This is a genomic window from Rhodococcus sp. NPDC077669 (assembly GCF_040686915.1).
Lineage (GTDB): Bacteria > Actinomycetota > Actinomycetes > Mycobacteriales > Mycobacteriaceae > Rhodococcoides > Rhodococcoides fascians.
Window position 1 is genome coordinate 1 of sequence record NZ_JBFBMD010000037.1, and the last position, 20,276, is coordinate 20,276.

The 20,276-nt window shown below is 62.3% G+C and carries 18 protein-coding genes and 3 pseudogenes; 16 read left to right on the forward strand and 5 right to left on the reverse strand.

What is annotated here, in order from left to right; all coding sequences use genetic code 11:
• Positions 1-548 (forward strand): DDE-type integrase/transposase/recombinase (locus tag AB0P23_RS23860; RefSeq protein WP_363799606.1); only part of this gene is annotated, 548 nt, incomplete at its 5' end.
• Between the two features lie 19 nt (positions 549-567).
• Positions 568-768 (forward strand): IS3 family transposase, encoded by a 201-nt coding sequence (locus tag AB0P23_RS23865; RefSeq protein ID WP_081606113.1) that lies wholly within the window; start codon positions 568-570, stop codon positions 766-768.
• 221 nt (positions 769-989) lie between these two features.
• On the opposite strand, the pseudogene AB0P23_RS23870 reads toward AB0P23_RS23865, so the two are convergent.
• Positions 990-1,559 (reverse strand): annotated as a pseudogene (locus tag AB0P23_RS23870) (IS30 family transposase); the annotation flags it as partial.
• A 65-nt stretch (positions 1,560-1,624) separates the two neighbouring features.
• Here AB0P23_RS23870 and AB0P23_RS23875 point away from each other — a divergent pair.
• Positions 1,625-1,801 (forward strand): annotated as a pseudogene (locus AB0P23_RS23875) (integrase core domain-containing protein); the annotation flags it as partial.
• Between the two features lie 214 nt (positions 1,802-2,015).
• On the opposite strand, the gene AB0P23_RS23880 reads toward AB0P23_RS23875, so the two are convergent.
• Positions 2,016-2,357 (reverse strand): DUF4873 domain-containing protein, encoded by a 342-nt coding sequence (locus AB0P23_RS23880; RefSeq protein WP_008720393.1) that lies wholly within the window; start codon positions 2,355-2,357, stop codon positions 2,016-2,018.
• Positions 2,358-2,489: 132 nt separating this feature from the next.
• Between AB0P23_RS23880 and AB0P23_RS23885 the strand changes: the two genes are divergently transcribed.
• The 5 genes from AB0P23_RS23885 (at position 2,490) to AB0P23_RS23905 (ending at position 8,020) form a co-directional block, all read left to right on the forward strand.
• Positions 2,490-3,458 carry a diiron oxygenase gene (locus AB0P23_RS23885; protein WP_008720396.1) on the forward strand — a complete coding sequence of 323 codons (969 nt, stop codon included), beginning with the start codon at positions 2,490-2,492 and terminating at the stop codon, positions 3,456-3,458.
• Positions 3,459-3,616: 158 nt separating this feature from the next.
• Complete coding sequence (locus tag AB0P23_RS23890) at positions 3,617-5,131, forward strand: NAD(P)/FAD-dependent oxidoreductase (protein WP_008720398.1); 1,515 nt, start codon at positions 3,617-3,619, stop codon at positions 5,129-5,131.
• 39 nt (positions 5,132-5,170) lie between these two features.
• The gene (locus AB0P23_RS23895) at positions 5,171-6,040 is read left to right on the forward strand and encodes an SDR family oxidoreductase (protein ID WP_008720401.1); all 870 of its coding nucleotides are present in this window, start codon (positions 5,171-5,173) and stop codon (positions 6,038-6,040) included.
• Positions 6,037-7,107, forward strand: coding sequence for a ferredoxin--NADP reductase (locus tag AB0P23_RS23900; RefSeq protein WP_008720404.1), 1,071 nt, complete (start codon positions 6,037-6,039; stop codon positions 7,105-7,107). The genes AB0P23_RS23895 and AB0P23_RS23900 overlap by 4 nt, the downstream gene beginning before the upstream one ends.
• Positions 7,097-8,020, forward strand: coding sequence for an alpha/beta hydrolase (locus AB0P23_RS23905; RefSeq protein ID WP_008720406.1), 924 nt, complete (start codon positions 7,097-7,099; stop codon positions 8,018-8,020). Before AB0P23_RS23900 ends, AB0P23_RS23905 begins: the two co-directional genes overlap by 11 nt.
• Here AB0P23_RS23905 and AB0P23_RS23910 read toward each other — a convergent pair.
• Positions 7,998-8,390, reverse strand: a complete 393-nt coding sequence (locus tag AB0P23_RS23910) for an AMP-binding protein (protein ID WP_008720407.1) — start codon at positions 8,388-8,390, stop codon at positions 7,998-8,000. The genes AB0P23_RS23905 and AB0P23_RS23910 overlap by 23 nt on opposite strands.
• A 184-nt stretch (positions 8,391-8,574) precedes the next feature.
• On the opposite strand from AB0P23_RS23910, the gene AB0P23_RS23915 reads away from it, so the two are divergent.
• A complete protein-coding gene (locus AB0P23_RS23915; protein ID WP_232433762.1) occupies positions 8,575-9,276 on the forward strand; it encodes a TetR/AcrR family transcriptional regulator in 702 nt (233 codons plus the stop codon).
• Positions 9,277-9,307: 31 nt separating this feature from the next.
• On the opposite strand, the pseudogene AB0P23_RS23920 reads toward AB0P23_RS23915, so the two are convergent.
• Positions 9,308-9,827 (reverse strand): annotated as a pseudogene (locus AB0P23_RS23920) (transposase); the annotation flags it as partial.
• Between the two features lie 711 nt (positions 9,828-10,538).
• Between AB0P23_RS23920 and AB0P23_RS23925 the strand changes: the two are divergent.
• Positions 10,539-11,093 carry a PaaI family thioesterase gene (locus AB0P23_RS23925; protein WP_008720413.1) on the forward strand — a complete coding sequence of 185 codons (555 nt, stop codon included), beginning with the start codon at positions 10,539-10,541 and terminating at the stop codon, positions 11,091-11,093.
• A gap of 16 nt (positions 11,094-11,109) precedes the next feature.
• Here AB0P23_RS23925 and AB0P23_RS23930 read toward each other — a convergent pair whose 3' ends face one another.
• Positions 11,110-12,603 carry an MFS transporter gene (locus tag AB0P23_RS23930; protein WP_081606114.1) on the reverse strand — a complete coding sequence of 498 codons (1,494 nt, stop codon included), beginning with the start codon at positions 12,601-12,603 and terminating at the stop codon, positions 11,110-11,112.
• A gap of 185 nt (positions 12,604-12,788) precedes the next feature.
• Here AB0P23_RS23930 and AB0P23_RS23935 point away from each other — a divergent pair, with 185 nt between their 5' ends.
• The 6 genes from AB0P23_RS23935 to AB0P23_RS23960 all read left to right on the forward strand — a co-directional run bounded on the left by AB0P23_RS23935 (position 12,789) and on the right by AB0P23_RS23960 (position 20,243).
• On the forward strand, positions 12,789-13,493 hold the full coding sequence (locus tag AB0P23_RS23935; protein WP_363799611.1) for a TetR/AcrR family transcriptional regulator: 705 nt from the start codon (positions 12,789-12,791) through the stop codon (positions 13,491-13,493).
• 427 nt (positions 13,494-13,920) lie between these two features.
• Entirely contained in the window at positions 13,921-15,603 is a 1,683-nt protein-coding gene (locus AB0P23_RS23940) for a Mu transposase C-terminal domain-containing protein (protein ID WP_363799613.1), read from the forward strand.
• A gap of 4 nt (positions 15,604-15,607) precedes the next feature.
• Complete coding sequence (locus AB0P23_RS23945) at positions 15,608-16,546, forward strand: TniB family NTP-binding protein (protein WP_363799615.1); 939 nt, start codon at positions 15,608-15,610, stop codon at positions 16,544-16,546.
• On the forward strand, positions 16,543-17,775 hold the full coding sequence (locus AB0P23_RS23950; protein WP_363799616.1) for a TniQ family protein: 1,233 nt from the start codon (positions 16,543-16,545) through the stop codon (positions 17,773-17,775). Before AB0P23_RS23945 ends, AB0P23_RS23950 begins: the two co-directional genes overlap by 4 nt.
• Before the next feature lie 204 nt (positions 17,776-17,979).
• Positions 17,980-19,152, forward strand: coding sequence for a site-specific integrase (locus AB0P23_RS23955; protein ID WP_032390136.1), 1,173 nt, complete (start codon positions 17,980-17,982; stop codon positions 19,150-19,152).
• A gap of 107 nt (positions 19,153-19,259) precedes the next feature.
• Positions 19,260-20,243 (forward strand): recombinase, encoded by a 984-nt coding sequence (locus AB0P23_RS23960; RefSeq protein WP_230074816.1) that lies wholly within the window; start codon positions 19,260-19,262, stop codon positions 20,241-20,243.
• Positions 20,244-20,276: the final 33 nt, after the last annotated feature.

Here is a 20,276-nt window from a genome sequence, read left to right on the forward strand (position 1 = left end):
CCGACCGGGAAATCCGCCGGCTGGTCGTCGGGGACACGATCGCTGAGATCTATCACCGATCCGCCGGTGTCTACGGCATTCTCCGGGTCCGAGCTGCGCTGCTCAACGAGTACGACATGGTCGTCAACCGCAAGCTCGTTCGGGCGTTGATGCGCGAGCGAGGCCTGGTCGGGCTACCGACACCGAAGCGCCGCAAACCGAACCTGGTGGGCTTGTCCACCCCAGCTGACCTCGTCGAACGCAAATTCACCGCTGACGCGCCGAACGAACTGTGGTGTACAGACATTACGGAGCATCCAGCGCGCGACGGGAAAGCGTATTGCTGTGCGGTGATCGACTGCTTCTCCCGGAAGATCGTCGGACGGGCGTTCTCCACGGTTGCAGATACCGCACTGGTGAACAACGCGGTGAACATGGCCGCTCGGGAGCGATCCCTCTGTGGTGCGACGATTCTGCATGCTGATCACGGAGCGCAGTTCACCTCCTGGAGCTGGGGTGAGAATCTACGCCGGTCGGGACTGACACCCTCATTCGGGTTCGGTCGGTGACTGCTTTGATAACGCGGTCATCGAAGCGTTCTGGGGACGAATGCAGGTTGAACTTCTCAACTCCAGGCGATGGGCAACGACGTTCGAGTTGGTCGTTGCGATGGCCAACTGGATCGACACCTTCTACAACACCGACCGCGTCCACAGCTATATCGGTAACATCAGCCCCGACCACTACGAAGCCCTCTGGGCCTCGACAACACCATCCCAACTCCAGTAACCCACGGGCGAGATTACGGGCACACATCAGTTTGCGAGTGGTCGAACACCGACAGAATCGGGAATGTCGGGATTTTGCAGGCCTCCTCGCCGTGCCGACGGTCAAAGACACAGCGATGGTCACCACGGCGCTGAAGATGGCGTTGCGGCGACGAGATCACGGTGGACACCGCGTCGGCTCAGGGCTCATCCATCACAGCGATGCCGGCAGTCAGGGCGGATTCAACCTGTCGTCGCAACACAGTGCCGTGAAGCCGAGTGTATCTGCTCCGCAAGCACTTCCGCTGGGGTTCGCCACCCAAGTGTTTTGCGCGGGCGGTTGTTGAGTGCATCCGCCGCGGCCTGAACGTCACTTCGACGGTATCGAGCGAGATCGGTTCCCTTCGGAAAGTATTGTCGCAGCAATCCATTAGTGTTTTCGTTCGTTCCCCGCTGCCAGGGGCTGTACGGGTCGCAGAAGTACACACGGATCCCGGTTTCTGCGGTCAACTCCGCATGACGTGCAAGCTCCTTGCCGCGGTCCCAGGTCACCGATCTGCGCAGGTGCTTTGGCAGCGGTGTCATCGCAGCCTGGAGTGCATCGCGGACCGACTCCGAACGGTAACCGGACAACGCCGGCCCGTTCTTCACCGGGGGCGCATCCCCGTACCCATCCTTACGTGGCAGATGCAGCAACGTGGTGAATCTGCTGGTGCGTTCGACAAGCGTGCCCACTGCGGACCTGCCCAGCCCGATGATCAGACCTCCTTCCCAATGCCCTGGCGTTTTGCGATCCGCGACTTCGTCTGGCCGCGAGCCGATGGTGACGTCATCGGTGATGAATCCGGTGCGGAGCTTCTTCGCTCGAGGGGGCGGCATCTATCGGCAGCGTCGGGGATGCGTACGACAATGCGTTGGCCGAGAGCACAATTGGGTTGTTCAAGACCGAGGCAGTATCGAAGAGAAGCCCGTTCCTGAACGGCCCGCTCAAGACCATCGACGATGTCGAGTTCGCCACGATGGGATGGGTCGACTGGTTCAACCAACGCCGCCTCCCACAGCACCCTCGATTACCTCACACCAGACGAATTCGAGAAGGTCTACCACAGTCAAGAATCGGCTCTCCGCCCGGAGATGTTGCAAGCGTAGGAGCGGCAAGAAACCCGGGACGGTTCACTGACACGGCGCGCCGTCTGGTGGCGTTGCTGCACCGCCTGGGCGCTATCGGACTGGATGCTGAGGAACGCCCCAGGGCGCAAAGCGGGTCGGTCAACCCTGATGTTCACTCTCTGCTATCGAGTCAACTTCCTCGAGCGTGGTGGGGATGTGGTACGGCGGTCTGCTCGTGCCCGAGATGCGATAGCGGTCCCAGAAATCAGGGTCGCCCACGACGCACTCGGCGCGTCCCTCAGGTGTCGCAAAGACGGCAACCGTGCGCCTTCCCGAGAGGGCGGCGTGGAGCGCATCATTCTTGTCGATCCTGCCGTACCAGGTGTATAAGCCGTTGAGGGGCTGGAAATAGCCTTTGATCTTCACCCCGACAGCAATCTCCTTGCCACGGCACACCAATGTGCCCTCGCCGGAGTAGTCGAGATCGTGGTCGTCAGACACGCAAGGCTCACTTTCTTCACATCAAACATTGACAAAAGAACGCACTGGCGCAGACACTATCAGTATCTGGTACCTGGAGTACGGGTATGAAGTCGAGACTCAGCTCGGCCCGGAACGCAACGGAGGTGTCACATGACCGTTCAAAATGTGGAGACCAAGCCCGACGTCTCAACGGAAGGCGCTGCGCGTGTCAGCGCCCGCAAGCCCGTCGACATGCAGAGATCTGCCGGCCGACTGCTGCGGGCGGCGGCCGAAAAATTCTATGACGCGGAGATCGACATCGATTGGGACTCACCCTGGGAGGAAGGAAAGTACTTCCTGCCAGAGCATCGGGTCTCGCTCTACGGCACCAAGCTGTGGGAGAAAATGAGCGATGAGCAAAAGGCGGAACTCGGGCGCCACGAAATCGTCAGCATCCTCAGCTTCGGTATCTACGCGGAGAATCTGCTCAGCTCGGCGCTGCTCCGAACATCCGCCAAAGGCGCCCTAACAGATCAAAGGTCCCTCTACGCCCTTAACGAGATCGGCGACGAGGCACGTCACTCGACGATGTTCGCCCGACTGATCAACAAGACGGGCCTGGCACCGTACAAGTTGCCGAAGGGGTTCTTGAGCATCGCGAAGATCTTGCACTTTGTGCCTCTCGGCCCGTCCGTGTCCGGCGCGACTCTGCTCATCGAGGAGATCCTCGACCGCGCTCAGCGCGAGGCGATGAATGACCCGAAAATGCAGCCGCAGCTGCGCCAGCTCATGAAGATCCACGTTCTCGAAGAGGCCCGTCACATCACGTTCGCGCGGCTGGAAATGGTGGAAGGGATGCAGCGTCGCGGACGCATCTCGCGCGCTTGGCATAGAGGCACGTTAGCGGCCATTGCGAACTTTGCATACCCGTTGCTCATCAATCCGAAGGTATATCCCGATGTCGGAATCAGCCGTCTGCGCGGCCTGTGGGCGCAGCAGACGAGCCCGAACTATCGCGTCAACTTGCAGTTCATGTCCGAGCCAATGATCCGGTTCTTCCACGAGGCCGGAATGATGGAGGGGAAGTTCACGATGGCGATGTGGCGCGCAACGCGCAGCCTGCCCGACGATCTGCGCTAACACGCCCGGCCCGGTCCGCGCGTCCCACAGTCCATTCCTCGACCCCACGACCGGATTCCTCCGTTCGTGGGCTTGGGCGGATGACATTCCCACACCTGCCACGCGTCACGGCGCGCCGTGCGGGTCCGTTTTCTGCATTCGATCAGGAGATTTTCACAATGCCGTCCTCCAACGCCAAGTCCGCCGCCCCGGCGACAGACCCGGGAATAACCGAGCCCATAACTACCAAAGTTCTCATCATCGGCAGCGGCTTCTCTGGCCTCGGTATGGCCGTCCAGCTCCGCCGACGCGGGTACAGCGATTTCATCGTTCTAGAAAAGGCCGACTCCGTCGGTGGGACGTGGCGCGACAACACCTATCCGGGATGCGCGTGCGACGTACCGTCACTGATGTACTCCTACTCGTTCGAGAGTCGCGGTAGCTGGTCGAAGGTGTGGTCCTCGCAGCCCGAAATCGAGCAGTACCTGAAAGATATCTCCAACAAGCGTGGTGTCACTCAGAAGATCCACTTCGGGCAGAAGTTGGTCTCCGGATACTGGAGCGAGTCCGAATCTCGGTGGCACCTGCATACCGAGTCGGGCCGGGAGTACGTCGCGCAGTACGTCGTGTCCGGTGTCGGCGCTCTGCACATCCCGAATTTTCCGAACATCCCCGGAATCGACGAGTTCGCCGGCCAGGCGTTCCATTCGGCACAGTGGGACCACACAGTGGATCTCCAGGGCAAGCGGGTGGCCGTCATTGGCACCGGTGCCAGCGCGATTCAGTTCGTGCCGTTCGTGCAGAAGGACGCCGGCACACTCACGGTCTTCCAGCGAACCCCGGCTTGGGTACTTCCACGCAAGAACTTCGCGGTGCCGCCGGTACTTCGGACGCTGCTCAGCAAGATACCCATTACTCGCCGCCTCGCTCGGTGGTCGGTCTACTGGGGCGCAGAGAGCCTGGCCTTCGGGCTCAACGGCCACTCCAACCTTATGCGACCAATCGAAAAGGTGGCGAAATGGAACATCGAGCGTTCTATCACCGACCCCGAGCTACGCCGGAAGCTGATGCCGTCCTACCGCATCGGATGCAAGCGCATCCTGGGATCGAACGACTACTACCCTGCGCTCGCCGCCCCCAACACGACAGTGATCAGCGATCGGATCGAAAAGATCACTGCCGATTCGATCGTCACCCCTGACGGCGTGTCACACCCTGTGGATGTGATCATTTACGCCACAGGGTTCCATGTCACGGACGGGTTCGATCAACTCGCGCTCAAGGGCGCTCGGGGCGAGGACTTGCCGTCGCACTGGCACCGGACGGGCATCAATACCCACCTCGGCATCACCACCGAGGGCTTCCCGAACCTGTTCTTCCTGCTCGGACCTAACACGGGTCTTGGGCACAACTCTGTCGTATTCATGATCGAGCAGCAGATCAAGTACATCATGAAGGCCATCGACGCCGTCGACAGTCGAGGTGCGGAGCGCGTTGATGTGCGGGCTGAGGTTCAAGAACACTTCAACAAGAGCATCCAACACAAGCTCGCCAAGGGCGTATGGACCAACGGCGGATGTACGAGCTGGTATCTGGACTCGCAAGGTGTCAACCGTACGGTGTGGCCCGGGTTCACGTGGCAGTACTGGCGAGCGACGAAAGACTTCGAGCCCGCCGAGTACGAGATCGCCTGACAATCCAACCGTAGGTCATCGAGAAGTGAGTATCCGACAGTGAGTAGTTCGACAGCAGGCAATTACGCGACCCAGGTCGCAGTCGTCACGGGAGCCGCCTCAGGGATCGGGCGGTCCCTTGCCCTCCAACTGGCCGAACGCGGGGCCAGCCTTGCCTTGTCCGACGTCGACGAAGTGCATCTCGAGGAGACGGCGGCCATGTGCCGCACCGCGCATCGGGCGACCGTCGAGACCGCCGTGTTGGACGTGGCAGATCGTGCTGCGTTCCAGGTTTACGCAGAGAGCGTGCAGTCGTCTTTCGGGCGCGTCAACATGGTGTTCAACAATGCCGGCGTCGCCCTCGGCGCCGACGTTGTCGACATGTCCTGGGAGGATTTCGACTGGCTGATGGGCATCAACTTCGGTGGTGTCGTCAACGGGACCAAGGCGTTCCTGCCTTATCTGATCGCCTCTGGTGATGGTCATCTGGTAAACACCTCCAGCGTCTTCGGTCTGGTCGGGATCCCCAGTCAAAGCGCTTACAACGCCGCGAAGTTCGGTGTGCGTGGCTTCACCGAAGCGCTTCGGCAAGAGATGAAAATCAGTCGGCATCCGGTCACGGTGACATGCGTTCACCCCGGCGGCGTCAAGACTAATATCGTCAACAACGCTCGTGGTGTATCCGATATGGGGGCAGATACCGCCACCATTGCCTCGATGTTCAACAACATCGCCAGGACCACTCCGGAGAAAGCTGCGTGCGCCATCCTCAAGGGAATGGACAAGAAGAAGCCCCGAGTGCTGATCGGCGCAGACGCACGTGGCTTCGACTTTGTCGCACGCGTTGTCGGTCCGCGCTACCAGGACATCTCTGCGCCTGTCACACGCGCGGGCTACGCCTTGGCTCGTAAGCGGGGGATCATCAAATGACCCTCGAACAGGAGAATCGGCCGGGCACCACCGCGCGATCGCGAACGCTGACCGTGTCGGAGGTCGTGCAGGAGACCAAGGACTCCGTGAGCATCGCCTTCGAAGTGCCTGACGAGATCGTCGACGATTTCAAGCATCTACCCGGGCAGTTCATTACGTTGAAGATCCCGTCCGACCAGACGGGCCACGTCGCACGATGCTACTCGCTGAGCAGTTCGCCTCATGTCGATGACTTCCGCCTCGAGATCGGGGTGAAGCGCACCGCTGGGGGGTATGCGTCGAACTGGTTGTGTGACAACGTTTCCATCGGCATGGAGGTGACCGTCCTCACGCCATCGGGAAAGTTTACCGCTAAGAGCCTCGACGTCGACTTGCTCTTCTTCGCTGGCGGAAGCGGCATCACGCCGGTTCTGTCGCTGGTGAAGTCGGCCCTGGTGTCGGGCAGTGGCGAAGTTGTCCTGTTCTACGCAAACCGTGACTCCGATTCGATCATGTACGAGCGCCAGCTTGAGCAGATTAGATCTGAATTCGCCGAGCGGTTCACTTTGGTTGACTGGCTTGAGTCGGAGAACGGGATTCCCACATCAGAGGCTGTAGAAAAGATTATTCGTGAACACAAGGGATCGGCGATTTTCACCTGCGGGCCTTCCCCTTTCATGGATCTTGTGGAAAGGTCTGCCGCCGCATGCGGAGTGGATCATTCGGATGTACATCGAGAGGTATTCCAGTCGCTGACGGGTGACCCGTTCGACACCGCAACACTGCGTCGACTCAGTGACGACGAGGGTGTAGCTACGGCCACGGTTTATCTGAACGGAGAGTGCATCACCACGGAGTGGCCACGTAACACGCCTCTGCTCGATGTGCTGCTCTCGCGAGGGCACAACGCCCCGTACTCGTGCCGAGAGGGCGCATGCAGCGCGTGTGTGTGCAAGCTCATCGATGGCGATGTCGAGATGGTGCAGAACAACATCCTCGTAGACGACGACATTGAGGACGGCGAGCGACTCGCGTGCCAGGCACTTCCGCTCACCGACGCTGTGACGGTGAGTTTCGATGACCTCTGACTCCTCGAAAGCTGGCCTATTGTCGCGGCGGTCGCGGGAGGTTCTCTCCAGTGACGGCACGAGGCTGTTTGTCGAGGAGTACGGGCTCGGTGATGATGCGCCGCTGCTGGTGTTCAGCCACGGGTGGGCTTGCCAAGGTCGGTTCTGGAGACCTCAGATCGAGCACTTCGCCACCACACACCGTGTGGTGGTGTATGACCAACGAGGGCATGGCTGGAGCGACCGGGGTCGCGCGCCCTTCTCTTCGTCGGTGCTTGGCGACGATCTCGAGGCTGTCTTGCGCGCTGTCGTCACGTCTAATCGTAAGGCATTGGTGACCGGTCACAGTATGGGCGGGATGTCCATCATGGGTTGGGCTGCCGAGCACCCGGAGTCGGTGCCCGTCTTATCCCGTGGTGCCGTCTTGGCGAGTACCGGCCCCTCGCAGTTGGTGAGTAGATCGACGCTAATTGGGTCGCCACGTCGATTCCGCGCCTCACTGGAGCGGGCATTCGCAGCCGGGCTCGCCACCGCGGGACCGGAGATGCTTGACACTCGCTTCAACCGACGGTTGGTGAAATACGGGACGATGGGTCGACACGCGCCAGCAGACGTTGTGGCTGAGTGTTCCGACATAGTACTGCGGTGCCCCCCTGAGGTTCGGGGAATGTGGGGCAGGGTCCTGGCCACCATCGATGTAAGCAAAGGAATCGACTCACTTACGGTTCCGACGACCGTGATCGTGGGCTCGGCCGACAAGTTGACACCCGCGGTTCATTCCATTGATCTCGCCGACCGACTGCAGCAGCGCCGCCGGTTGCATGAGTTCGTGGCGTTGCCACAGATCGGTCACATGATCAACATGGAGGCACCAAACTATTTCAACGAAGCAGCGGCCCGATTGGACGCAGTCACGGTAGGCGATGGCTTTTGAACCGTCGACCGGACACACATGAGCTCGTGAGACGGCCACGATCGTCGACAGGCCGCGCGTGTCCGAGTTGGGAGGGGTCCATCGAGGCGTACAGCATCGATGGCATCGCCACGGTGATCTTTTTTGCGTCGATGGTGCGCAGCACCTCGGCGGTAAAAATTTCGGCAGCACCATCATCGGGCCGCCTTTCGTCAGGGTCGGCACGAAGAACGCGGCCCCAGCATGCGACAGCGGGGTGCACAACGAGAATTTGGGGTACCCGGCCATTCTCACTCCGAAGAGTTGAATCTGCGTCATCGTGAACATTGCCGAAGCCTCCGATGGCTCCCTTCGGCTTTCCGGTCGTGCCGCCGGTGTATGTGATCGACACGGTGCGATCCGGCGGACGATCGGCTGCTTGAGGGAGGGTGCCGAACCGCTGCGAGCGAACCGAGAGGTTTCAGCGAACGGCTCTCCAGCCCGACTCGCTTGAGAGGACCCTTCCGGGTATTGTTAACCCCATAATGTCATTCGTCCGCCGCGTTTCATTTACTCCATCTCAGGTGCAGCGTCGAGTGGCCGATGCCCGTAGCACCCGCTGGGATGAGCATAGAGTCGAGGTACGCGCGCAGCTGGTCGACGCGACCATACGGATCATCGAACGGTATGGTGCAGGCGTCAGCATGGACGACATCGCTGCGGAGGCCCGTGTATCTAAACCAAAGCTGTATCGCTACTTTGGCGACAAAGCGGGCTTGAACGCGGCGGTGGCGGCGAAACTCGGTGCGTTGATGTGGGATTCGGCGAAAGTCACTATTCTCGCCGACCAAGATTATCTTTCGGTTGACGACATGCTTCGCTCGTCCGTCCAGAGCTACGTCACGCTCGTCGGGCAGTATCCCACGGTCGTCAGATTCCTTATGGCGAATCACTTGTTTCAGTACTCCGGATCGGGAAATGGCGGAGTTGCTGACGAACTGAGGTCGGTGATGGAGGTCGTCGCCGATCGGTTCACTGAAAGTCTTCAGCGTGTTCACGCAGATACTTCGGTCATTCCCTTGGCCGTGGCGTCCATTCTGGGTTCTGGTCTATCTGCGACTCAGTGGTGGATCGACAACGGTCGTGAGCAAGGGGTGGATGATACGTTCTTCGCCGCACACCTATCAGAGACGACATGGGGAATCATCGACGGCGCGGCCGCAACCGTAGGCGTGGCCTTCTCACGCAGTCTGCCATTCAGCCATCCCGGTTTCGCGTCCCGCCACAAAATGGACTGAATCATCCTAGATATCCCAGAATTGTAACTTGTCAAGCTGCGTCGGGTTGTTGCGCGGTGCGGTGTGCCCAAGCGGTGTGTTCGTCGTATTCGGTGCGGTGGCGTAGGCACCCGTGCAGGAGCCCGACAAGTCTGTTGGCGAGTGCGCGGAGCGCTTGGTGGTGGAGGTCTTCGGTAGCACGGTGTTGGTCGTAGAACGCGCGAGCGGCCGGACTCTGGCTGAGGGCGCAGAACGCCCACCGGTCGATGGCATCGTAGAGCCGCCGGTTGCGGATATGTCGAGCCAGTACGGCCCGCTTCTTGCCCGACGCAACTGTCAGGGGTGACGTACCGGCGTAATTCTTGCGAGACTTGGCGTTGGTGTAGCGGTCGACGTCGTCGCTGAATTCACCGAGCCCCGGGCGGCGAGGATGACACCGATTCCTGGCAGGGAGAGGTAGATGGCGGCGTTGCGTGTCAGCGTCCGGGTGTGTTTCAAAATGGCGGGTCAGTTCGGCTTCGAGGTCGCCGATCTGACGGTTCAACTCCGCGATCAGCGCCAAGAGTGCGCCGGCATCGCGCTCGACCTGCGCTGCGAACGCCTGCAACCACGAAAAGCGAACGCTACCGAGCCCGTTTCTGCGCCCGCTGCGCACTCCGCGACGACCTCCATGCAATCTTGGAATTCGATAACGAGGACATCGCGCTGGACGCCCTCCTTCAAGCGTTGGGCGCAACAAATCGACCTCAGAGCACGGTCATCTTGATGCGAGGCGCGCAGGCCTCGCCTGCGGCCGCGGAGCGGCAGAGATTGGGGTCGTCGAAGCATTCGGCCGAGGCAGGTCGGGTGTGAGATAGTTGCATTCGCGAGATGCCCTTCGTGGTGGCTGGAATGTTCCCTAGACAAGAACTATTCTCACACCATCACAGGGCATTTCGTGTTTACGCCCCAGCCAAGGGCAACCTCACCCTGGCAGGGGTCAGGTCACTCTGGTCCCATGCTCATGGCAGACGACATTCGTCGCTCGGATACCGAACCCCGAACGATGTCCACTACAGTTACGGGCAGTCCGCAAACGCGGCCTCAGAATAGTCATCTCCAGGTCCGAAATCCTCGCGGCAAATCACTTCTCTCTTTAAGCTATGTCGGCTTGGTCGATCCTTTAGTGCAGTTGACTTCTGACATAGTGCAGTTTGTCTTTTGAAACTGACAGCGGTGCAGGCCGAGCGCGCGAAGACGCGACAGACTCGGCACAGTTTTTTTCACGACAGAGAGGTCCGACCATGAAGAGAATTCCGGACGAGGTCAGCGGGTCGGCCGGCCCCGCTATCGAGAACTGGGCGCGCTCGTTCTGGAGCACGACTTCCGAGTCGCCTGATCTACCGCCCCACCACCCCGACTGTCTTGGTTGTGGGCCGGAGAACCCGCACGGCCACGCCCTGTCGGTCCAGCGTGACGAGAACGGCGTGGTGGCTCACCATGTGTTCGATCAGCGTCATGTCGGGGCACCCGGGATAGCACACGGCGGCGCGGTGGCGACCGTTCTCGACGATCTGTTCGGCTTCCTGCTCTACACAGTGGGTGAGCTCGCCGTGACGCGGCGTCTCGAGCTCGACTATCTAGCGCCGGTTCTGCTCGGCACTCCATACGTGTTGCGTGCTGCGGTTCGGTCTCGTGATGGGCGCAAACTGGATCTCACGGCCACGATGGACGATGCGCAGGGCCGCTCGGTAGCCACCGCTACTGCCCTGTTCGTGGTTGTCGAGGTCGAACACTTCATGCAGTCCCAAGCCCGAGCCCAACTCCGGGCCACAGACACGAATCACACCGAAGAATAGACATCCTGGCCGACCTTCACCGACGTCCATCACCCGCGGTGGCTGTCGTACGGCTGCGTCTACCTGGTGCAACGACGGCGAGGACGAGTGCCCCTGCGGCGGTCAGGGCCGCCAACGCCAGTGTCGCCTGACCACTTCCGTGTACGAATGCGGCTTTGGCGAACTCGGCCAGCGGCTGGCCAGCTGGTCCTGCGCGGTCGGCGACCTGCAACGCGGCGGCCAGAGAATCGGCCACCGGACCACGGGCAGGCTCGGGTAGCTGGGGCAGAGCCGGCTGGATGTGCTGAACGTAACCGGCCGCGAGCACGCTACCGGCTACCGCAATCCCAATCGCGGCACCGATTTCGCGAGCTGCGTCGTTGACCGCGGCAGCCACCCCGTGCTTGGCCTCAGGAGTGTCCGAGACGATGGCGAAAGTCGCAGGAGCGGTACACAACCCTAAACCCGCGCTCATGATGAGCAAGGGCCACAGCAGGTCAGGGTAAGTCGCCGCGACGGTCAGTCTGCTCACCATCACCAGTCCCGCCGCGATGGTGAGCAGACCTACAGTGGTCATCACCCGCAGCCCAACAATGTTCGACAGCCAGGGTGCAATCACCGAGATCGCGATGAGCGGCACGACCATAGGGGTCAACGCCAATGCGGCGGTGAGTGGTCCATAACCGAGAATCAACTGCAGATACTGCACCAACAGCAAGAACACCCCGAAGGTCACCAGAAACTGGATACAGACAGACAGTGCGCCGGCACCGAAGCCACGGCGGGCGAACAACCGGACATCGAGTAGGGGTGCCGAGGAACGTAGTTCTACGACGACGAACACCACGACCGCGAACAAGCCCACCGCAGTGCTGATGGCGACGAGCGAATCCGTCCAGCCACGGGCCGGAACCTCGATCACAGCGAAGACGATCGCCCCGACTGCGACCACTACGGTCACAGCGCCCACCCAATCGACCGGTGGATGTTCCTGTTGGCGGGACTCCGCGATACTGCATGCCAACCCGGCCAGAACCGCTCCGGCGACGGTCAACCCGACGAACACCGAGGTCCACGACCACTGTTCGAGCAGCACTCCAGCCCCGAGGATGCCCAGGACCGCCCCGGATCCAGCAACCCCGGCCCACACACCTACAGCGCGACCGCGATGCGCCGGTGGAAATCCCGCGGTCAGTATCGACAGCGTCGAGGGCATGACCAGCGCCGCACCCGCCCCAGCCAACGCGCGAGCTGCGATCAGCCACGTCGGGTCAGCGAGAAACAAGGGTAATGCCGACGCGAAAGCGAACAACGCCAACCCCGCCACGAGCACCCCGCGGCGACCGTACCGGTCACCGATCGCTCCGGCAGGCAGAACGAAGCACGCCAGTACCAGCGTATAACCGTCGACTATCCAGGTCAGTTGAGCTTGCGTTGCCCCTGTCGCGACCGCGATCTGTGGCAACGCTGAATACAATGCCGCCATTGCGGCCACCACCAACGCGACCGCCATGCACGACACAATCAACATCCACCACTGGGCACCGCTCCATCGAGCGACGCTGGCAGAGTCGGATCTACGTTCGTTCAACGGCCAGCCTCTCAGTTCGAGACTGATCGTCTCGGTACGAGACTATTAGTATCATAACTCTGCGGGTGTGACAGAATGGTCAAGCGAGGACATGTCTTGTCAGTCAAATGGAGCGGAGCCCGTTCATGGTCGACCCTCCCGTTGCAACCGAGGGCCCGGCCGACCCCCGGCTGGCGCGCTCACGTAACCGGTTACTCGAAGCGGCGGGCCAGCTGCTGGCCACCGGCGGTGTCGAGGCGGTCACCGTGGAGGCGGTCACCCGCATATCGAAGGTTGCACGTGCCACGCTGTACCGCCACTTCGGAAGTACCACCGACCTGCTCGCTGCAACCTTCGAGCGACTACTACCCCCAGTCGACACTGCTATCGATACCGGTCCGCTACGCGAACGTCTGATTTCGTTGCTCACCACCCAAGCCGACCTCATCGACCAAGCTCCGGTGCAGATGACCACGCTGGCGTGGCTGGCAATGGGACCCGTCAACAGCGGCGACGCCAGCCGGCGCGATCTCGATCCTGGCGCGGTGGTCTCACTTCGGGCTCGTGTCATAGAGCAATACCGCAAGTCCCTGGATCAGATTCTCACGGCCCCTGACGCCCGCGCTGTGCTCGGCGAACTCGATACCACCTTCGCCCTCATTCAGCTCCTCGGACCGATAGTGTTCGCTCGCCTTACAGGTCTGCGTCACATCCACGCAGACGACTGCATCCGAATCGTCGACGACTTTCTCGCCGCCCATGCCACAAGTGCCGGATCAAGAACTTCGCGCGACAACAGCCATACGTGGCCAGCCGCGATCCTCAACTCGCAGCCCAACGCCGACCAGTAAGGCTTCGTCGAAGACCGCGCTGCCACAACGTGTGCCGCATCCTTCGATCTCAGTACCCTTGGCCCGGAAGTGAATCCGCATTTCCAGCCTGTCTTCACGACGTATCGATCACCACCCGCGAAAGAGTGGAGTCGACAACTCAAGACAAATCAGTAACCCCACGCTAATAGTGCGTCAATCAGTCGGGGATTACTGCAGCCCTCTTCGGCAACAACCAAACGTAGGCGTAGGAACGCGGAGTGCTAGTGCAGGGGACTTCTGACATCGTGCAGCCGCCTTCTGAAACTGACAATTCGTGTCAACTTCAGAAGACGGCTGCACTCTTTGCAGGCGTTTCGAGGGTGAGTGCACGTGTCTTCTGACATTCTGATGTCAGAAGTGCGGTGCACGGTCGCACGCTCGGCTCTCGGTGACAGGGAGGCTTGTGATGGACCCCGACAAGCTCGACGTCGTGGAGACCGGTGTGCTGACAGCGTCGGGGGAGCGGTGGTCTCAGGCTGAGGCCCGTTTCGCTGTCCTGGCTCCCTTGCTGGAGATGCATCCGGTGCGTTCGGAAGCGGTCGACGATGCCACGCAACGGTTGGGATTGTCCAGGCGGCAGGTCTACACGTTGATCGGCAGGCTCAGGAACGGGACGGGGACAGTCACCGATCTTCTGACGAAGGTCTCGTCGGGAGGGCGTGGCCGCAGCCGAGTGACGGCTGAGGTCGAGGAAGTGATCAGCGATCAGCTCACCCGCTATTTTCTTCACCGCCAGAAGCTGAGTGTCGCTGCGCTGCACAGACGTATAGCACTGGCGTGCCATCGCGCAGGTCTGCCAGTGCCGGCCAGAAATACCGTCACCGCGCGTATCGCCGCGCTCCATCCGGCATCGGTGGCCAGGTCACGCGGAGGACCCGATGCCGCCCGCCCACGTCAGTCCGCCGGCGACAGTCCACCGACGGTTTCGGGGATTCTCGATCAGGTCCAGATCGACCACACCGTCGTCGATCTGATGGTCGTTGACGAGTACGAGCGGCAACCGATCGGCCGCCCCTACCTGACGATCGCTATCGATGTCTTCAGCCGTTCCGTACTCGGGTTCGTCGTCACTCTGGAGCCGCCGTCGTCGATATCGGTCGGGTTGTGCCTGGGCCGCGTGTGCTGCGAGAAGCAGACATGGCTGGAGGCATGCGAGCTCGCGGAGCAGGTGCAGTGGCCGATGGCAGGGAAGCCGAAACAGCTGTATCTCGACAACGCCTCCGAGTTCAAAAGCGAAGCGCTGCGCCGCGGATGCGCCCAGCACGCCATCACACTCGAATACCGCCCTCCGGGCCGACCGCACTACGGCGGGATCGTCGAACGAATCATCGGAACGGCGATGACGGCGGTGCACGAGCTGCCTGGGACCACCTTCTCGAACCCAGCGGACCGAGGAAGTTACGACTCGGACAAGCACGCGGCGTTTACATTGCGTGAGTTGGAGCGCTGGCTGGTCCTGGCCATAGCCTCGTATCACGCGAGCGTTCACACAGGGATTGGGAACACTCCGGCCGCCGTGTGGGCCGGCGAGGTCGCCGCAGTTGGTCACGCCCCTCGTGTGGTGCTCGGCGAAACTGCGTTCCTTGTGGACTTTCTTCCCGTCATCCGGCGACGTCTGAGGCGTACGGGCTTCGTTCTCGATCACGTGCATTACTTCTCGAACGCGCTCAAACCGTGGGTTGCGCGGCGAGAGGATTTGGGGCGGTTCGTGATACGACGTGACCCACGCGATTTGAGCAGAATCTGGGTCCTCGAACCAGACGGTGCCGGCTATGTCGAGGTGCCGTACCGGACGATGTCACATCCCGCGGTGACACTGTGGGAGCACAGAGCTGCTATCTCCCGTCTCCGCGAACAAGGTCGGTCGAACGTTGATGAGAGCGCACTGTTTTCGATGATCGAGCAGATGCGCGAGGTCACCGACCGCTCGCAGAAAGCCACCCGCAAAGCCCGGCGCAACCGTGCCCGCCGCACGCATCTCACCGGCGACGCCGCGTGTGCACCGATCCCGGCGATCCACCCGCCGGTGGAGCCTCGAGCGGACGGCGGCACCGCAACGCCTGTCTTCAGCGACATCGAGGAATGGTGAGGCGATGACCGCATCGACAGGAAGCAGCGACGAACCCACCGAGTCGTCGAGCGAGGATTTGGGGCACCTGCGGGAGTCGGTTCGACCGCTCACCGCACTCGACGACGCGGAGCGGATCCGGTTGATCCGGTCGGAGAGGTGGATCGGGTATTCGCAGGCCCGTGCGGTCATCGACCATCTGGAGTCGTTGTTGTCGTGGCCGGACCGACAGCGTATGCCGAACCTACTGTTGCTCGGTCCGACGAACAACGGCAAGTCGATGATCATCGAAAAGTTCCGGCGCACTCATCCGCCGATCAGCTTGTCCGACCGCGAGCAGATACCGGTGTTGTGCATGCAGATGCCCCCGGACCCGTCACCCGGCCGGTTCTACCTCGTACTGCTCACAGCGTTGGGAACACCGACCAGGCCCCGCAATCGGGTCCACGAACTCGAACAGCAAGCATTGATGCTGCTCCGCGCCACCGGCGTACGGATGTTGATCATTGACGAGCTCCACAATGTTCTCGCCGGCCGCGACAACGTCCGCCGCGAATTCTTGAACGTGCTGCGGTTCCTGGGCAATGAACTACGCATTCCTCTTGTCGCTGTCGGAACCCGCGATGCCTACCTCGCCATCCGGACCGATCCGCAGCTGGAGAACCGATTCCACCCCATGACTTTGCCGGTCTGGACCAACACTGCCGACACCAGATCACTGCTGGCCAGCTTCACCACGAGCTTCCCCCTCCGTAAACCCTCGCACCTGACATCACCGGAGATGACCGACTACCTCCTCACTCGCTGCGAGGGCACCATCGGTGAACTGACAACGCTGCTCACTGCCGCAGCAGTGACCGCCGTCGACAGTGGAGAGGAAGCGATCACCTCATCGGTGCTCATGCGCACTCCGTACGTCGGTCCCACGGAGCGACGCCGCCAGTTCGAGCGCCACCTCGCGTGAACGCGCGGCTCGCGGCGATGCCCGATGATGCGTACGTTCGCCCGTGGCCGCTGCACCCGCCGCCACTGCCAGGTGAGGTCCTCTCGTCCTGGTTGGCCCGGATATGCGAGCTGTATCCGCACATCAAGCCTTCTGATCTGTTTGCAGACCTCGATATCGATTGTGCTGTCGAGGATCTCGACCGCTACACACCGGAGCGGATACTCGCCGAGCTGGCCGGTCGCGGCGCAGTCCCGGTAGAGAGGGTGCGGATGATGACGTTGGCGGGGTGGACACCGTGGCTGCTTGACAGCACCGACCCCGCCGACTGCGACTTCGACATCTACGTCCACCAATTCTCGATCCTGCTACCGGCCGACCTCGCGAGGGAGGATCGACGACGCCGCACACCCACGAGCGACGCATGGTTGCCGTGGGCGAGCACTCCGCGCAGTCGGGCATGCCCGGTATGTCTCGACAGCCTCGAATCCACTGCTGATATCAACATGACTCTGCTGCACCGATATCCGGTGCTGAGCAGCTGCCTCGACCACCGTTGTCGACTCGAACCCTGCTCTGCTTTCCCTGGTCATGCGATCTTCTGGGATCAGGTCCGGTTCGGTTCGGACGAACGGGTCTCGCCCGTTTCGGTTCCCTCAGCGGTCACGGACCTCGATCGGCGCAGCACCGAGGCTCTGACGACGGGATGGGTGGAACTCGGCCCAGGCCGGGTACATGCCGCAGTCTGGTTTCGGCTTCTGCGCACCGTCGTCGACGAGGTGTCCTCGCCACTGGTTCGCACCGGACGGTGGGCCACGAGGCTCGTTGCGATCTGGAGGGCCGCCGGTCGTTCTCGCCCGTTGCGGACAGCGTGGGTTCCGTTCGAGGACCTGCACTGGGACGAGCAGGCGACAGTCCTCGAGGCTGCAGCGATCGGCATTGCGATGGTCGAGAGCGGTGAGATCGATGCCGGCGGTGCGCACGCATCTCTGCTGAGCCCACGACCGTATGAGCCGGTCGATCCTGGGACAGCTCCGACGCGCTCGTCTTATCCCGCACCTGAGCGCGATTTATGGGCTGACGCGCACGCTGCGGCTGAGGCCGCCATCGCGGCAGCGCGCGTCGATCCCGCATCCGCCAGTTCGTTGTACAACTTCCTGCGCTGGGGGTGCCGCACCGCAGCGGAGCTGGATGAGACGGTGCAACTGTTCCTCGACCACGGAATCCCGCTGCAACATCCGCCGACATAGCTATCGCCCGATGGAGCGGGGTCGTCCGCGATGCACGCGCGACGACAGCCGAGAAGGCCGTTTTCGCGCCGGGGTCATAGTCACCAACGGTATTTGTGCGGTGACCGCCGAGAATTTTCCTTCCCGCACTGTCTCCGCGGAAACGCCTGCTCAGCGTGCTTTCGGCCTGAGAAGTCTGTCGGGAGGGCCCGCTACAGTCCAGCCATGACAGATCGCCAGCTCGTAGACGGCCCGACCACGATCCCGGCTGTCGTGCCGGGTGGCGCGGCGTTGTTTCCCGATCTACCGCCCGAGGTTGCGGCTCGGATCGAGCGTTCCATGGCCGCGTCCCGCTCGACCGGTACCCGCCGGGCCTACACCTCGGCGTGGCGACGCTTCGAGACCTGGGGCACTCTCCACGGGCACTACGCGTTGCCGGCGCATCCCGCAACGGTGGCGGCCTATCTCGTCGCCGCGGCCGACACGCTCACCGTCGACGGGACGCGAGCGTACGCACCGGCGACGCTGAGCAAATGGATCGCGGCGATCGCCGACCGCCACCGCGCTACCGGACACGACAACCCGTGCGGGCACGAGATGGTGCGCGCCACCCTCGCCGGTATCCGGCGGGACTACGCGTCGGCGGGGGAGCGGCCCCGCAACCCGCGCGCACCGCTGCTGACCTCCGACATCACCACGATCGTCGACCACGCCCGACGCACTACAGCGGGGTGGGCGTCGGAGGTGCTCGAACGCCGCGACACCGCGCTGCTGCTGATGGGATACACCGGCGCATTTCGACGCAGCGAACTCGTAGCGCTGGAATGCCGCGATGTGCGCCGCGACCGTCTCGACGGTGCGCACGTACGGATCCGAAGATCGAAGACCGACCAGGACGGAACCGGCATCGGAACGGTGAAAGCGCTTCCGTTCACCGACTGCCACGAATCCTGCCCGGTCTGCGCGTGGGTGCGATGGCTGCAGATCGTCGCCGCGTTCGACACCGGGGGCAGAGCCGCCGTCATTCGACTGCTTTCTCGCGCAGCACAATTCGACTCCCATCTCTGCCGCGGCACCCTGCCGACCGCCGAGAAACGGTCGCCGCTGTTCCGGTCTGTCCGCAAGAACGGCAACCTCTCCGACACTGTGTTGTCCGGGGCAGCGGTCCATGCGGCGATCCGCCGCCGCGCAGCTCACGCCGGGTACGACCCCGAGACTGTCATGCAGCTCGGCGGCCATTCCCTGCGGGCAGGATTCGTCACCCAAGCCTTCCGTAACGGTGCCGATGCACATGCGATCATGCGCCAGACCGGGCACACCACACCCGCAATGGTCGAGACATATGCCCGCGAGCACGCCCCTCTGGTCGGCAACGCGGTCACCGAACTCGGTCTATGACCGGGCGTGTGACTTCACCCGTGAACGCCGATAGGGCGACCGGGGTAGATGCTGACCACGACGACTGCACCGGTTCGATTCGACCAGCGGATATCACGAACGTGGCGGTGCCGAAGCGGGATCGGCACACGTGGTCACTGTTCGAGGACTGGTGCACCGCCCATGACGAAACACCACTGGCGGCCTCCCCGGATTCACTTGCTCGGTTCCTCTCGGCGCACCCCGCGGCGTCCACGACCCAGCGCCGCCGGATCGCGGTGATCGACGCCGCCCATTCCCGGCACCTGTTACCCCAGCCGGGCCGTGCGGAGGTCGTCCGGGCTGCGCTGGACGTGGCGCGTACGGCGCGCCTGCACGAGCTGGCAGCCGTGATCGGCGGCGTCATCGCGCGCCTCCCCGAATCCGGTTGGCCGTCCGAACTGTTCGCGCGGCGAGACGCCCTCGTCCTGGTCTTTGCCTCGACCGGTCTGCCGTACACCCAGATCGCGGCCCTGCGGCCCTGCGACGTCACCGCCGATCCGAGGATCGATGCCCTTCGTATCGACACAGGCCGCGGCGTTCGCACCGTCACTCCTCTCGCACTGATGGAGACGGGTATCTCGCCGCGGACGGTGTTCCAGCGCTGGTTGGAGGTGCTGGGCCATCACACGCGGTACCCGAACACTCGAATGCTCGCCGACGCTCTCGATGCCGTGGGCGGTACCGGGCTCAGCGGATTCGACCGGTACGTCGATCCGGCCGGTCGACAGCCGCTGTCGACCGCAATCGACCGGTGGGGTCACACCCCGCTGACTGCGACTGCACTTACCGCCCATGCGGTCGCCGACATCGTTCGAGCGCACCTGGACGGACGAGCACCTGTGCACCGACACCATTCGGTGCAGGCACGGCAGCCGAGCACAGATCTCGTACCCAAGCCCGCCTCGGCTTCGCTACTCGACCCCGGCTACTACGAACACGGGACTCGGGCACGCCGAGACGCACACCAGCTACTCGGTGGCGTCGATTCGACGCTCGACGACGTCGAAGAGCGTGCGGATTCACTGTTGAAGCGGCTTCTCGAATTCGTCGAGGCAGAAGTGCCGCCGTGAGGTCGGCCGTTCGTGCCGCGAAGATGGTCCCTG

Excerpts from the sequence above, each read along its gene's own strand:
- AB0P23_RS23885 (WP_008720396.1), top strand. The coding sequence starts at position 2,490 with ATGACCGTTCAAAATGTGGAGACCAAGCCCGACGTCTCAACGGAAGGC.
- AB0P23_RS23890 (WP_008720398.1), top strand. The coding sequence starts at position 3,617 with ATGCCGTCCTCCAACGCCAAGTCCGCCGCCCCGGCGACAGACCCGGGA.
- AB0P23_RS23900 (WP_008720404.1), top strand. The coding sequence starts at position 6,037 with ATGACCCTCGAACAGGAGAATCGGCCGGGCACCACCGCGCGATCGCGA.
- AB0P23_RS23905 (WP_008720406.1), top strand. The coding sequence starts at position 7,097 with ATGACCTCTGACTCCTCGAAAGCTGGCCTATTGTCGCGGCGGTCGCGG.
- AB0P23_RS23925 (WP_008720413.1), top strand. The coding sequence starts at position 10,539 with ATGAAGAGAATTCCGGACGAGGTCAGCGGGTCGGCCGGCCCCGCTATC.
- AB0P23_RS23930 (WP_081606114.1), bottom strand. The coding sequence starts at position 12,603 with ATGTTGATTGTGTCGTGCATGGCGGTCGCGTTGGTGGTGGCCGCAATG.
- AB0P23_RS23935 (WP_363799611.1), top strand. The coding sequence starts at position 12,789 with ATGGTCGACCCTCCCGTTGCAACCGAGGGCCCGGCCGACCCCCGGCTG.
- AB0P23_RS23940 (WP_363799613.1), top strand. The coding sequence starts at position 13,921 with ATGGACCCCGACAAGCTCGACGTCGTGGAGACCGGTGTGCTGACAGCG.
- AB0P23_RS23945 (WP_363799615.1), top strand. The coding sequence starts at position 15,608 with ATGACCGCATCGACAGGAAGCAGCGACGAACCCACCGAGTCGTCGAGC.
- AB0P23_RS23955 (WP_032390136.1), top strand. The coding sequence starts at position 17,980 with ATGACAGATCGCCAGCTCGTAGACGGCCCGACCACGATCCCGGCTGTC.